Annotated in this window: 14 protein-coding genes; 4 read left to right on the top strand and 10 right to left on the bottom strand. The window is 43.9% G+C overall.

What is annotated here, in order from left to right; genetic code table 11:
* Nucleotides 1–2 precede the first annotated feature (2 nt).
* Entirely contained in the window at nucleotides 3–1229 is a 1227-nt protein-coding gene (locus tag ACE2AL_RS02405) for an RtcB family protein (protein WP_206086295.1), read from the top strand.
* A gap of 13 nt (nucleotides 1230–1242) precedes the next feature.
* On the top strand, nucleotides 1243–2037 hold the full coding sequence (locus tag ACE2AL_RS02400; protein ID WP_375083928.1) for a DNA polymerase beta superfamily protein: 795 nt from the start codon (nucleotides 1243–1245) through the stop codon (nucleotides 2035–2037).
* Between the two features lie 91 nt (nucleotides 2038–2128).
* On the opposite strand, the gene ACE2AL_RS02395 is transcribed toward ACE2AL_RS02400, so the two are convergent.
* The 5 genes from ACE2AL_RS02395 to ACE2AL_RS02375 all read right to left on the bottom strand — a co-directional run bounded on the left by ACE2AL_RS02395 (nucleotide 2129) and on the right by ACE2AL_RS02375 (nucleotide 7334).
* Complete coding sequence (locus tag ACE2AL_RS02395) at nucleotides 2129–2551, bottom strand: DoxX family protein (protein WP_206086291.1); 423 nt, start codon at nucleotides 2549–2551, stop codon at nucleotides 2129–2131.
* 223 nt (nucleotides 2552–2774) lie between these two features.
* Nucleotides 2775–3341 carry a molecular chaperone TorD family protein gene (locus tag ACE2AL_RS02390; RefSeq protein ID WP_272539591.1) on the bottom strand — a complete coding sequence of 189 codons (567 nt, stop codon included), beginning with the start codon at nucleotides 3339–3341 and terminating at the stop codon, nucleotides 2775–2777.
* A gap of 38 nt (nucleotides 3342–3379) precedes the next feature.
* Nucleotides 3380–4279, bottom strand: coding sequence for a DmsC/YnfH family molybdoenzyme membrane anchor subunit (locus ACE2AL_RS02385; RefSeq protein ID WP_353166460.1), 900 nt, complete (start codon nucleotides 4277–4279; stop codon nucleotides 3380–3382).
* Nucleotides 4276–4917, bottom strand: coding sequence for a DMSO/selenate family reductase complex B subunit (locus tag ACE2AL_RS02380; RefSeq protein WP_272539593.1), 642 nt, complete (start codon nucleotides 4915–4917; stop codon nucleotides 4276–4278). The genes ACE2AL_RS02385 and ACE2AL_RS02380 overlap by 4 nt, the downstream gene beginning before the upstream one ends.
* Nucleotides 4914–7334 (bottom strand): DMSO/selenate family reductase complex A subunit, encoded by a 2421-nt coding sequence (locus ACE2AL_RS02375; protein ID WP_206086287.1) that lies wholly within the window; start codon nucleotides 7332–7334, stop codon nucleotides 4914–4916. The genes ACE2AL_RS02380 and ACE2AL_RS02375 overlap by 4 nt, the downstream gene beginning before the upstream one ends.
* Before the next feature lie 192 nt (nucleotides 7335–7526).
* Here ACE2AL_RS02375 and ACE2AL_RS02370 point away from each other — a divergent pair, with 192 nt between their 5' ends.
* Entirely contained in the window at nucleotides 7527–8300 is a 774-nt protein-coding gene (locus tag ACE2AL_RS02370; protein WP_272539594.1) for a helix-turn-helix transcriptional regulator, read from the top strand.
* Nucleotides 8301–8427: 127 nt separating this feature from the next.
* Entirely contained in the window at nucleotides 8428–9048 is a 621-nt protein-coding gene (locus ACE2AL_RS02365; protein ID WP_375083927.1) for a flavin reductase family protein, read from the top strand.
* Nucleotides 9049–9097: 49 nt separating this feature from the next.
* Here ACE2AL_RS02365 and ACE2AL_RS02360 read toward each other — a convergent pair whose 3' ends face one another.
* The 5 genes from ACE2AL_RS02360 to ACE2AL_RS02340 all read right to left on the bottom strand — a co-directional run bounded on the left by ACE2AL_RS02360 (nucleotide 9098) and on the right by ACE2AL_RS02340 (nucleotide 14347).
* Nucleotides 9098–9613, bottom strand: a complete 516-nt coding sequence (locus tag ACE2AL_RS02360; protein ID WP_272681641.1) for an ATP-binding protein — start codon at nucleotides 9611–9613, stop codon at nucleotides 9098–9100.
* A gap of 424 nt (nucleotides 9614–10037) precedes the next feature.
* Entirely contained in the window at nucleotides 10038–11684 is a 1647-nt protein-coding gene (locus ACE2AL_RS02355; RefSeq protein ID WP_206086283.1) for a Na+/H+ antiporter, read from the bottom strand.
* A gap of 266 nt (nucleotides 11685–11950) precedes the next feature.
* On the bottom strand, nucleotides 11951–12484 hold the full coding sequence (locus ACE2AL_RS02350) for a MarR family winged helix-turn-helix transcriptional regulator (protein WP_241016898.1): 534 nt from the start codon (nucleotides 12482–12484) through the stop codon (nucleotides 11951–11953).
* A 79-nt stretch (nucleotides 12485–12563) separates the two neighbouring features.
* Complete coding sequence (locus ACE2AL_RS02345; RefSeq protein ID WP_272516347.1) at nucleotides 12564–13319, bottom strand: Asp/Glu racemase; 756 nt, start codon at nucleotides 13317–13319, stop codon at nucleotides 12564–12566.
* Complete coding sequence (locus ACE2AL_RS02340; RefSeq protein WP_272539597.1) at nucleotides 13319–14347, bottom strand: carbon-nitrogen hydrolase family protein; 1029 nt, start codon at nucleotides 14345–14347, stop codon at nucleotides 13319–13321. Before ACE2AL_RS02340 ends, ACE2AL_RS02345 begins: the two co-directional genes overlap by 1 nt.
* Between the last annotated feature and the right edge of the window lie 6 nt (nucleotides 14348–14353).

Below are 14353 nucleotides of genomic sequence, written 5' to 3'. Positions count from 1 at the left end.
CAATGAGTCATAATAATTTCAATCAATTAATTCAAGAAACTGGCGTACCTGTAAAAATGTGGACTAACGGCGTTCCTGTTGATCCGAAAGCGGTAACACAATTGCAAAATACCGCCAAGATGCCCTTTATTTTTAAACACTTAGCAGTAATGCCAGATGTACACGTAGGGAAAGGATCAACCATCGGGAGTGTGATCCCAACCAAAGGGGCGATTATCCCTGCCGCAGTGGGAGTCGATATCGGTTGTGGAATGATTGCAGTGCGTACATCCCTAACCGCGTCTGATTTGCCTGATAGCTTACAGAATATTCGTTTTGCTATCGAAGCCGCTGTGCCGCACGGACGAACGACTCATCGACACGGACGTGATAAAGGCGCATGGCACCGTACACCAGATATTGTGGATACCCATTGGGCGCATTTGGATGAGGACTTTAAACGTATTTGCGATAAGTACCCAAAACTACGTGGGACTAACCATTATAACCACTTAGGAACGCTGGGAACGGGGAACCACTTTATTGAACTGTGTTTGGATGAGCAAAATCGTGTATGGGTGATGTTACATAGCGGGTCACGCGGAGTAGGAAATGCGATAGGTAACCTATTCATTTCATTGGCACAAAAGGATATGCAGCAACATATCGCTAATTTGCCAGATAGGGATTTAGCGTACTTTGAAGAAGGCAGCGTGCATTTTAATGACTATATGGAAGCCGTGGGTTGGGCGCAGGATTTCGCCCGCCATAACCGCGAAGTGATGATGCACCGTGTGTTGGAAGCACTTTCACGTGAAATTCCAAAACCGTTTACCACCCAACAAGAAGCGGTAAATTGCCACCATAATTATGTGCAAAAAGAGCAACATTTTGGTGAAGAAATTTTGGTGACACGAAAAGGCGCAGTGTCTGCTCGAAAAGGCCAAATGGGGATCATTCCAGGGTCAATGGGAGCGAAAAGCTTTATTGTGCGCGGACTTGGCGATGAAGAAAGTTTTTGCTCTTGCAGTCACGGTGCAGGCCGTGTGATGAGCCGAACTGAGGCTAAAAAGCGTTTTTCAGTCAGCGACCAAAAAATGGCAACTGCGCACGTTGAGTGCCGAAAAGATAGCGATGTGATTGATGAAATTCCAATGGCATATAAAGACATTGATGCCGTAATGGCAGCGCAATCATCATTAGTTGAAATCGTGCATACCCTACGCCAAGTGGTGTGTGTGAAAGGTTAAAAAAGGAGAAAGCATGGAAACCAACCGTGGAAGCGTATCCGTGCTAATGAAAGAACGGATATACCGTACCTTAAAAGACATAGAAGAAAGTCACCACGTTAAAGTTCTTTTTGCTTGTGAATCAGGCAGTCGCGGTTGGGGCTTTGCCTCCCGCGACAGCGACTATGATGTGCGATTTATCTATGTTCATAAATTAGACTGGTACTTAACGCTAGACCCCAAGCGGGATGTCATAGAGAAACCGATAGATGATGAGCTGGACGTTTCTGGCTGGGAATTATCCAAGGCTTTAAAATTAATGCGTAATTCAAACCCCGCATTAATAGAATGGCTACATTCCCCTATTGTCTACTTTAAAGACAATGATTTTTTTGCTGAGCTAGAGCAACTTGCTGCAAGATTTTATTCACCATTAAAGTCTAGATATCATTATTTATCAATCAGTAAGCGTAACTTACATACGGATTTTAAAGGTAAAGAAGTCAAACTTAAAAAGTATTTTTATCTGCTTAGAGCCGTTTTAGCACTGCGTTGGATAGAAATGCATAAAAGTATGCCACCGATGGCTTTTTCAGAATTAGTGACTGCAACCGTTACCAATAAATCTGTGTTGGCAGAAATTGAAGCACTGTTAGTGATAAAGTCGAATGTCGACGAAAGCCATTATGGTGCAAGGCGCCCTGCGATAGATGCGCTAGTGATGGAGGCCGTTGAACGCGCTGAGCGTTTGGATTTTCCTGAACCTGCATGTCGAGACAGCAGCTTGTTAGACCTATTTTTCCGCGAAACTGTGTTGAAAAATGACTAATTCAACAGGTTATTGTTCAAAAAAGAAGACCATCAGAAAATCTTGATGGTCTTTTCTCAAAGCAATGTCAAAACACTTAACTAAAATTTATTTATCGCCAGCATGCATTGCGCATCACTGAAAATCGTCCTGAGCCCATAAATGCCAATGCAATGGCACTTAAGAAGAAATACACAATACTTTCAATCGCCCATGCCCCTGTTTTATCCAGAACGAAGGTTTTATCTAAACCAATCATCAGCCATGCAACAACCATGGTAAACGCCACTAACAATGCAGATGGACGAGTTAATATCCCTAAAATAATAAAAATAGGGGCAACGACTTCGCCTAGAATAGTGCCGTAAGCGATAAATTCAGGTAGACCGTAAGAAGCCAGTAACGCCTTGATACCACTAGCACCTGTCATTAACTTGCTCATTCCATGGAACAGCATTAGCCCGCCCACAGAAAGACGTAACAGTAATTTTCCCGCATCTTCATGGGACAACAGCCGATTAAATAGATTGACCACTTTATACCCCCTTCGCTGTAAATACCTATCATTAAGTAGTATGACGTAAAAATGTATTATGGCTTAGAAAATTAAAGTGGGAATCATTTTAATTTGCATTTCTTATAACTAAATCAATTTTCATTTAATTATAAATTGTTAACCATTTCCTCATTCAAATATTACGTTTAATTAACCATTTAACATTCAAATATACTGAATTAAAAGTCACATTGATAAAAGACTAGCGGCATGATTTAACTGTGACTAGCGCTAACTCAGTTAATGGCGAATAAAAAGAATTTGGCATTGTTCTATTTAGTTGATGGTAAAACTGTGGTAACCAACTTTCCAAATGGTCAACAAGTAATTCTTTTAATGCATGCTCTCTCACCTCTGACGCTAATACCGCTGCCTGAAATAACATTAAACCAACATGGTCTGAAGGTTCTGGGTAACGTGTTTGCACTTTTAACCGCTCGCGTTGTAAAAATGCACTTAACGCTTGCGTTGAAGAACCTTGCAATACCCCCTCAGGGTCGAGATACACCGAGCCCCAAGGTGGAGCGGGTAATGTATTGGGGCCAATAAACAAATCAGCCCATTGCTTATGTAATTGTTGCCGTTCAATATTTAAAAACTGCGTGATTTGATGGCTCAATTGAGGACTTATTTTACAAGGCCATTGTTCAGCAAAATCATCCAATTTAAAAAAGCTTAATGCATAGTGACTTGCATCATCATTGGGCGAAAACAAATAGCAAGTCCCCAAAATATTAAAAGCCGCTGCGTAATGTGAAAAGTGGATCATAATGACCAAGACTTCCTAAAAAATGAATCACAATTGCCTTAAATATGAATAGAGTAAAAGCAATAACGCAGCATAAACTCAGCAACAATCGCACAGGCACACCCCAGCACTAAATAGCCCTGACCGTTTGAAGTTAATACCTCACTTGACGCTGTGCGCATACGACGGAATATACCAACGCCTAAAACTATCACCGCTAACATTCCTACCACCCAGCTGGTCATACGTAATGACCAAATCGCTTGATAAGCATGAATAGAATCGATAGGAAAGGTTATCGACTCATTGTTATAACTCGTGTGGACAAGGTAACTTTCATAAGCGGGTTGATAAACCAGGCGAATAAATAAGCTCACCCCTATAACTGCCCATAATATCCACAGCCCGCGGGTCGGAATTTGTACCCCAGTGCTACCTGCTTTAAAACGCAGTAATAAACTGATTAATAAATAATAACCCGCAGCGCCAGCCGTTAGCATCGTGCCGTAGAACATCAGATAAGTATTATCATTCATCCACGTTAACATTGATGTATAACGATAGATTGACGCCATAGCATATACATCACACAGCCCTGCAATAATCGCCATCCCCAGTAGCAGATAAGACAATTCTTTTTTAAACCAAAGCCATAAAAAAGTGAGTCCTAAAAATGTAAAGTAGGTGGCAGTAAGAACCACTTCTCGACTTAGCCAAGAGGAAAAAAGATTTAGCAACGAATTAGGTGCATTGAGTGGCACACCTAAGTGGGTAATCGAAGATAATAATCCTACCCCCGCAAAGACACAGGCCACAAATAAATACCACAAGAAAAATTGCGAATTAATTTTACCTGCAAACACCGAAGACAGTTTCTTTGCAGAAACGCCTAACATAATGCTTAACCCAATAGATAACTGCATCAAAAAGGTGAATAACAATAATGGCCATTCGTTCATTTAGTTTCTCCTTGTGTGTCTTGAGACTGACGACCAGAACCTTGGTGTGGGTGAATAACAAGGTTAGGGTGTGTAATCGAGGAATCTGGTAACCCTCGTACATCCGCCAATTCACCATAACGTTTTCTGAGCTCGTCAATTGGGCCAAACTGAATTGCACCTAATGGGCAGGTTGCCACACAAACGGGTTGCTCACCTTTGAGCTGCAGGTCAATGCAAAAATCGCATTTTGACATTTGTTGTGTCTCAGGGTTCATCTGCGGCGCGCCATACGGACAAGACCATGCACAGGTGCCACATCCAACGCACTTGTCCGTATTAACCATCACAATGCCGTCACCTTCGCGCTTATGCATCGCGGTGGTCGGGCAATTTTTGACACACATAGGGTCGGCACAGTGGTTGCATGAAATAGATAACGTATAGGCAAAGACATTATTCACCAGCCCCCCTGTGCCGTTTTCGATAAACTCACCGCCAGTTACTTCGTAAACACGGCGGTATTTGCGCCCGACGTCGAGGTTGTTTTTATCTTTACAGGACACCTGACACGCTTTACAGCCAGAGCAGCGTGCCGAATCGATATAAAACCCGAGTTGTTTGTCACTAACTGCGGGATAAACGTGGAATTTACTCATGCTTTTGTTACCTCCACCAATAATGTTTGATGGGCATTTCCGTGAGCCATTGCCGTGCTACGCGCTGATGTTAATACGTTGGCGCACCCACCTTGGTCGATACCATTTTCATCAGGCTGCCACCATGCACCTGCTTGCAGTGCAACGACCCCTGGCATAATGCGCTGAGTGATTTTTACTGGCACTTGCGTTACCCCACGGTCATTGTTCACTTTGGCATAATCACCTTCAACAATGTTTCGGCGCTTAGCATCAATTGGATTAATCCATAGCTCTTGGCGCTGGACTTCTTGCAGCCATGGGTTAGCAAATTGCGTTGAGTTGGCGCGATTTCGGCCTTTCCACGTAATAAGCTGCAGCGGGAAACGTGTCGTTAATGCATCTTCTGGCCCTTCAATCGCTGGGACATAATGAGATAACGCAGGAATATCAACATCATGACGCTCATACAAACGCTTCGAGAAAATCTCAATTTTCCCAGATGGCGTTTCAAATGGGTGTTTTTCAATATCATTAATGTTTTTTTCAAACGCCACATGCCCGATATGCGGTTTGTGTTTCAGTAAATGACGACGTTTTACCAACAGCTCATCAAAGGTAGGAATTCCATCCTCAGGGCGTTTTTGGTGGGCATCGTTAACGAGATGTTCAATCCACTGTTTTTCTGTACGGCCTTCACTAAATTTCTCGCCAACACCGAGCTTTTCAGCTACTTCACACAACCATTCATAATCACTGCGGCGTTCAAACTCTGGCTCAATGACTTTTTCAGATAAAATAATGTAGTTACCCGTTCCCCAAGTTCCCCCCACATTCCAGCGCTCTAAAAAACTGGTTTCGGGCAGTAAAATATCGGCATATTTGGCACTCGGTGTCATATATAAGTCGCTATAGACGATAAATTCCACCTTACTTTCATCCTCCAGTACTTTGGCGGCGTGCAATATATCGGGATTTTGGTTGGTCATATAATTACCCGCTAACGAGAAAATCATTTTTATCTCGGTATCGAGCTTTTCGGCATTTTTCAGGCCGTTATTTGGTGTGACAAGGCTTTTATCTTCACAGGCTTGAACCCAATTGGTAATGTTGATTTTCGCCTTAACTGGGTTTTCGAATAAGCTTGGGCCCGCCAACGTTTTGCGTAAATCTGGGGTAACGGCCATACCATACCCCGCAGCCCAACCCCCTTTCACACCTACATTACCCGTGATAGTCGCTAATAACGTTGCACCACGCGCTGAGCGCTCACCGCAAATATGGCGTTGAGGCCCCCAACCTTGCATCAATGCTGCAGGTTTAGTACCTGCATATTCACGTGCTAACTGGCGGATGGTATCTGCGGGAACTTTGGTTATGGGTTCCGCCCATTCAGGGGTTTTCACTACCCCATCTTTTTTGCCCATTAAATAAGCCACCAATGACTCATTTTCAGGCACACCATCAGGCATCTGGTGCTCATCAAAACCGACTGTATATTTATCAATAAAGGCTTGGTCATGGCGATTTTCACTGATGATCACATACATCATCGCGTCCATCATCGCGTTATCCGTAGTTGGTAAAATGGGGATCCATTGGTCAGCTAATGACGACGCAGTATCAGAATAGCGTGGGTCGACAACAATAAATTTGGTGCCATTTTTCTTCATTTTTTGGAAATAATGATTGGAATGCCCAAAAATGGTTTCATTGGGGTTATGCCCCCATAAAATCACCAATGGAGTATTTTCCAACGTATCCAAAGTACTGCCACTCGCGGAAGTTCCATAGGTATAAGGTGTTACCGCCATGGTGTTGCCATTACTGACCGAGTGGTAATTCTCTAAAAAACCGCCTGTGATATTGAATAAACGGCGTAACATGTTCGCACCAGAAAAAATCCCCCCAGTAACCCCAGTACTTAAGCTAACAAAGCGTGAAGCGGGGCCATATTGTTCATTGATTCGTTGCATGTTACTTGCGATCAGCGTGGTGGCTTCCTCCCAACTGATCCGCTCAAAACGCCCTTCTCCACGTTTACCAACACGTTTCATTGGGTATTTCAGCCGGTTAGGGTGGTAAACAAATTTCCGATAACTACGACCACGCACGCATGCACGCATGATTGGCATCTCTTCATCAAGATCAGCATCAGGTCGAGTGCTAATACGCGTGACAACACCTTCTTTAACATGCGCACGAATATCGCATTTCCCACCACAGTCAAAACTACTGCAAGTGGAAACGACGCGTTCCCCTTCATTATTAATCGTTTTTGTTGGAATGATATCTGGGTTTTCTGGCGTTGAAGCAACCGTATTTGCGGCTAAAAAAGGGACAGCCATGAGTGCAGAGCTGCCCTGAATAAACCGACGACGGGTTAAAGGTTCAATCAGGCCGACTTGCTCATCATTCTGATTGTTGTAATTTTCCATGATAACTCTACCTCAGGCATACATTGGGTTTCCGCGCTAGGGTAATCATTTTCCGTTTTACCAACTTTCGAAAAACAGCCAAAGAGATCGGAATTTCAGCCAACCATGGAAAACATGTGGTTATATCAATAAAAATTGCCTATATTCGAAAAAAAAATCATTATGTTTGTATTTCAGCCAAGAGGAATTTCCATGAGAAATATCCCCCTTAAAACCGTTGATTCGGTTCCACGTGATGTTCTCGCGATCGGAACTGATTACTTACCGAATGTGTTACTGGACTCTCATGTTCACCGCCGCGCACAATTTTTATATGGTGCAACAGGTTTGATTGAAGTGAGCACAGATGATGGCGAGTGGGTTATTCCTCCAGATAGCGGTGTGTGGATCCCCTGCAATACGCCCCATGAAACCCGCATGCTAAATGTGAGTACGCGCAGCTTATATATCGAACCCGCAGCGGCACCACGCAAAGGGAACAAATGCGAAGTGCTCCGCGTTTCACCATTACTTCGCCAGTTATTACTGGAAGCTGTCGATACGCCTATCGAATATGACCTTCATGGCCGTGATGGCGCCATGATCCAATTGATCTTGCACGAAATTGAGCGTGCGGAGCCTTTACCATTTTATGCGCCGATCCCACGGGATGAGCACCTCGCCCATATGTGTCGTGAATTTTTAAAGGCGCCTCAGATCACCTCTCTTCCCCAAGAGTGGGCAGCGAAACTCCATAAAAGTGAGCGTTCTTTTAGCCGCTTTTTCGGAGCACAAACGGGATTGTCTTTCTCAGATTGGCGCCAGCAAGCTTGTTTGCTCAGTGCCATCACTCATATTTCCGCAGGAAAATCGATTACCGAAGTGGCTTTTGACTTGGGTTACAGCAGTGTCGGGTCTTTTTCCACCATGTTTAAAAAGTGGCTGGGACAAAGCCCTTCTAGTTTTATCCAGCGCATTGGTGAGTAATATCAGCCTATTATTCACTCATTGCTATCCGCTGACTGCTAACTTTATGCGTTCATTGCATTTTTCATTTTTTAACCTTACGCCAGCCCCTATTATCCGTTAGGATAAAACAAAAAAGGAGCTTGCAATGACAACCAAATTCTATAGTTATCAACCAACTAAAGGGCATGGACTTCCCCATGATCCTATTCCATCTTTAATCGGCCCACGTCCTATTGGTTGGATCTCAACCTGTGACAGCCAAGGCCGAACCAACCTTGCTCCTTATAGCTTTTTCAATATTTTTAACTATTCCCCCCCCATTTTGGCCTTTTCCAGCGTGGGTAAAAAAGACTCTGTCACCAATGCCATCGAAACAGGGGAATTTGTCTATAACCTTGCGACACTATGCCTTGGTGAGCAAGTTAATATGAGCAGTGCCGCCCTTGAGCGAGGGGAAAGTGAGTTTGCTTTAACACAACTTTCCACCCTACCTTCAACATTGATTTCGCCACCACGCATAGCACAAACTCCCGTCTCGATGGAATGTGTGGTCACTCAGTATCAGCAACTTAAACGCGCTGATGGCCAATTACTGGATACGTGGATGGTCATGGGAGAGGTTGTCATGGTGCATATTGATGAATCCACCTTAACTGATGGGCTTTATGATTGTGCAGTGCAAAAACCGTTGCTACGTGCAGGTGGCCCCGCAGATTACTATTGGATTGAACAACAACAAAATGTGAAGATGTACCGTCCAAAATAATCAATATTTTCAGCAGTCTGCGAACAAGTTAGACCGCTGAAAATATCACCTATTCAGGATAAAACTGGCAATTTAATTGTTCATCTGGCGCAGGGTAAGAAAAATGTGCGGTGATTAAATCAAACTGTGTGTCTGAGGTGTGAAAAGGGTTTTCACCTGTTAAATTACGCGCTGCAAGCCGTGCTTTGCACTCATCGTTATCAACCTGTAAAACGTGAAAAACATACGGTACATTCGATAATTGGGCGAGTGATTTTAGCCATTGGCGCTGATTTGGTGTATTGGCAGGGAAATCCATCACGACCGTATTACCTGCCTCCATCAATTGCTTGATATGTTTTTCCAACACCTTTTTCACCAAGGCGCTTTTAGCTATATAGTGTGAAAGCTCTGTGATTTCATTGGGGTACAACGTCGAAAGCCATTCATCTTCACTCAATAAAACCGTTCGAGGCTGCTTAGCTAACTGTTTGGCGAGAGTTGACTTCCCAGACGCAATTTTCCCACAGAGAAAATGCAAACGAACTTTGTTATCAGAGAGTTGTGGTGTTCCAGTTAAATTCATATATGTTTCCTTGCTGATGATTTGACCAGACAAGAACAAAAAACCCGCCTTGCCTGGCGGGTTTCGGTTGTCGCTTATCCCCACCACTAAGTGATGGTAATAATCATGCTTAAACGTGCGACAACCTGTGACATATTTTTTTCCTAAATAGAGTTAACGCTAACTTATCAGCCATCAATACGATTAGTCAAATACGGTTTTCACTCTCATTTATATTGTTCAGAAAAAGGCCTGAATAAATTCAGGCCTCAGACTGCTGACAAACCGATTAGGTTTGGCTGCAGGTTGGATAGTTTTGAAAATAAACGAGGAAAATCAATTTATTGATTTTCGGCTGATAACACAAAGCAGGAAAAACCACGCTTTTATCCTGCTTTGTCAACAATCTCAGGCCTGAATAAATTCAGGCCTTTAATTTCATAAACTAGTGTTTACCATTTTTATGGTGATTCAGCGTTTCTTCTTTCAGATCCAATTCATCGCGTAAACGGTGATAAACCCGCTCATTAATGTTTTTATTTTTCCGCATGAGATATAGCGCTTCACGTTTTGCTTTCAATGCAGAGTTAGACATTTGACGTTCCATCTCAATCATTCGATGTAAATCATATACATCAGATTCTGTTTCATCGGTGTTATCGAGTCGTCTGCCATAAATTTCTAACAATTGTGCCCCAACCTCGGTACGCATAGCGATTTCATCCATATCCTCTGAAGGGTGGTTCATTAGCTCACGTAAGTGGGCCATAGCCGCTTCATTTAGCGCTAACCGAGCACGAATTTCATCATTGTCATATGGCAAGTCTTGGACTAAACCTTTTGTTAAAATCGGTAATGCAATACTGGCTATCAATAATGAACACAGGATAACGCCCATTGCCAAGAAAATCGCCACATCACGATTTGGGAATAAAGAACCGTCCGGCATCAATAATGGCAGTGTTAAAATACCTGCCAATGTAATTGCACCTCGTACACCTGCCGTCGCCATAATCGCCATCATACGAATATGCACCACATCCGCTTCTTTACCACGGCGACGGTTATGGAATACGGTCAAGGTCATTGAGATCCAAACCCAACTAAAACGTAAGATTGCCAGCGCCACCGTAATAATTGCAACGTAAACAAATAACATCCAAGGATGGCTTGCCCCTGCGGCGGCCGCAACTTCTGGCATGTTTGTCCACATACCTGGTAATTGCTCACCCAACAAAATAAAGATCATCCCATTCAATGCCGTTTGAACAGTGTCCCAAACGGCTTTACTTTGCATCCGTGTCGCTGCCTGCATACGCCCTGCAATTTTCTCATAGTGCATAGCAATACCCGCAACAACCGCGGCTAAAATACCAGACACATGCAAGTGCTCTGCAAGTAAATAAGCCGTAAACGGCATTAGCAGGCTGATCATGATTTGGATAGCAGGTTCCTCACCTGTACGCTTAACCAAAAATTGGTTTAACCAACCAATTGCCCAAGCGACCACTAAGCCAATTAAAATTCCACCGAATGCAACAAAGACGAATTCTCCCGCCGCTGAAGCAAGGGAAAATGTCCCCGTTAACGCGGCCACTACGGCAAAACTAAAGCAGACTAAACCTGTTGCATCGTTGAGCAGTGACTCGCCTTCCAGTATGTGCGCCATCCTCGATGGTAATGGAGAGTTTACTGTCATCGCAGAAACTGAAACGGGGTCGGTCGGCGACAAAATCGCGGCAAGCGCAAAGGCAACGGCCAATGAAATGGCAGGAATTAACCAATGAATAAAGAACCCCATGCCAATAACAGTAACCACAACAAGGCCTATCGCTAATGACATAATCGGTTTAATTTCTTGGAATAAGGCTTCTTTTGGAATACGCCAGCCATCAAGAAACAGCAATGGTGGAATAAATAAGAAGAGGAATAAATGAGGCTCAAATTCAACCGTAAAACCATACAGAGACAGCCCAGCTCCCAGCGCTATCTGAATAAGGGGTAATGGAATAATATCTTTGAGCAATCGCGAGATAAACACACTCACAATAACCGCAAGTAAAAAAACGAGTACAAGTGTCACAACTGACATTGATTGCTCCATATTTAGCTAATCATTAATTATCAGTAATGAAGTTAATAGATAAATTGAATCAATGTAAAGTAGCAATTAATTAACAGATACAAAAAAAACAAAATTCAGAAATTACCTATCTATCATTAGGTTATCATTTACCCCAATAGTGTCACCAAGTGTGAGAAAGTTACCTATCAACTTGATAATTAACAATAAAAACATCCGTAATACAAAAATCATTCATCTAGGATAAGATAGCTCTCTAAGTTATCATTAATTGATTATTCAATTAAATTTTTAGTGTTATTTTTATTTTTTAATTGTTTTTTGCTGGTTGCTTTTTTCTCAGTGTTTCCTGTCTCACTTACGTTCTCTAAGCTATGGCGCTCAATTAACTCCTGTAAGACTTCTTTAAGCATCTTACTCTTACGCAGACCTAGTGGAGCGAGTACCACCTCTTCATGTTGTTGTGCTTCAACTAATAGCCCATCGACTAATGCCATCCCACTGGAGGTAACACTCACCAATGTAATTCGCTTATCACTCCCACTATGATTATTGTGACGGAGCACATGCCCTTGCTGTTCTAAGCGTTGTAAAACACGAGTAATTGTCGGTTGTTTACTAACTGTTTTTTGCGATAGTTCAGTGATCCCCATCGAGCCATTACCCGCTAATGTTGATAGCACCCGCCACTCCAATACCGATAACCCTTTTTTTTCAACAATTGCATGAAATTCAGATGAAACTAACATCCATGCCTGCCCTAATAGGGCAGGCAAGTAATTATCAACAAAAACCTTTGAGTCTGACATCTGTCCCTCTCGATACGCGCTATGCATAATTGCATTTAATCTAGCCCCTCAAGAGTAGCAGAAGGAGACGATAATTCAGCTAAAACTTTCCACTGAGTAAAGACCCAAATCCATCAGCCCGTGTCTCTAAGCCAAGCTTTTTCAACATCATATAGGTTGTCGCCACCGAAGAAGACAGCACAGGTAAACCCACTCGGTCTTCAATTAATTGCACCGATGGCAATGATGGCATTTGCACGCAAGCCGATGCGACTATCGCATCCACGTTGGAGTTGAGTCTCTTAGTGATTTCCACTGGCGCCAGCGGGTCTTGCCTACCCACTGCTAAGTTATCAGGGATTTCCAACGAAATGCTGTCCACCACTTCAATACCTTCGCTTTCAATATACTCAATCACTAATTGCGTCAACGGCTTCATGTATGGCGTCAAAATAGACACTTTTTTTGCACCAATGGCATGTAGCCCATCCACTAACGCCCCCGCACTGGTCACAATCGGTGCGGGGTGGCCGTTATCCACCGTACGTTGATGTAAACGGCTTTCCGACACGCGGTGGTAACCTTTCCCCATGCTCATGATGGCAACCAAGCAGGCATACCCCAGGACATCCACCGCCGCATCCGATAGCTCAAGAGCGCAGCGGTCGCTGTCAGAATCCATTTGAGCCAGCTCCTCTTTGGTCACTTTTTTCATCCGCATACGACTGGAATGAAAGGTAAAACGCTCCGCAAACTGCGCTTCCCGTGCTCGTAAAATGGCGGGAATTTCCGTTTCCATGGTGGTGTTCGAGGACGGAACAATCTGCCCAATCCGAAATGTGCGTGCCAGACTCATCATTTTTTCTCCCCAAACGGTTCATCGCTATCAGTCATGGGATTTAATTCATCCACACTTTGCCCCTCGCCATAAAAGCGGGCAGCACTCAATGGACGGCGGTTTACCTGTAAATCGAAGATATCAAAGCGGTTATAGTGCCCCGTGATATCGTGCATTTGCCGCGGTTGAATACAGCGGTTTAAATCAATATCACCGTACACAATCCCTTCTTTATCAATCAGTGGTTCCCCCACCACACGACCATCGGGGCCGATAATGCCCGAAAATGCACTGTTTGGGCGAGCCAACAAATCACGCGCTTCAGGGTGGCTCGCTGACATCGCATCGATAATCTCCGTCGACACCGTCGAGCAAGAAACGATGGTGAACACTTTTCCCTCAAAACAATGTGCCGACGCACGCAGGCGAATGGCCTCAGCCATGTCATAATCTTTCGGAGCCACAGGCAGTGCAATATAGCTGGCAATGTGCACTAATTCTCCTTGTGCCAATAACGCAAAGCGCGCCAAGGTATTGGTATTTTCCCCGCACGCCAAGGCACCCAGTGGCCCGACGCTGGTTTGGTGCACTTTTAACGAGGACGCATCGCCATTTGCCCATGTCAGTTTTTCCGCCCATGTCGGCACCAATTTGCGGTGACGCCCCAGAATTTTACCCTCATCAGAAATGGTCACTAACGTGTTATACAAGGTAGCAATACCGTGCGGGTTACGCTCATTGACGCCAATCACCACATTGATACGGTGACGTGCCGCAGCTTGAGCGATTTTTTGGATTTCTGGCCCTGGGACTTCAATGGCCGATTTGCACAGTTTTTCAAACCACGGGCTGCCGTCAATCGGGTTCATCACCCAACTCCAATACGGGTAACCCGATATAAACACTTCAGGAAACGCCACTAATTTGGCACCGTTATCCGCCGCCTCTTCAATCAGCCGACAGGCTTTATCCACAGTGGCATTCGTGTCCAAAAACACGGGGGCCGCTTGCACCGCTGCGGCTTTAAATTGCGCTAAGTTCAACATGCTTTG

Source organism: Providencia xihuensis (assembly GCF_041953405.1).
In the GTDB taxonomy this organism is placed as follows: domain Bacteria; phylum Pseudomonadota; class Gammaproteobacteria; order Enterobacterales; family Enterobacteriaceae; genus Providencia; species Providencia vermicola.
This window is presented reverse-complemented; position numbering and strand designations above follow the sequence as displayed.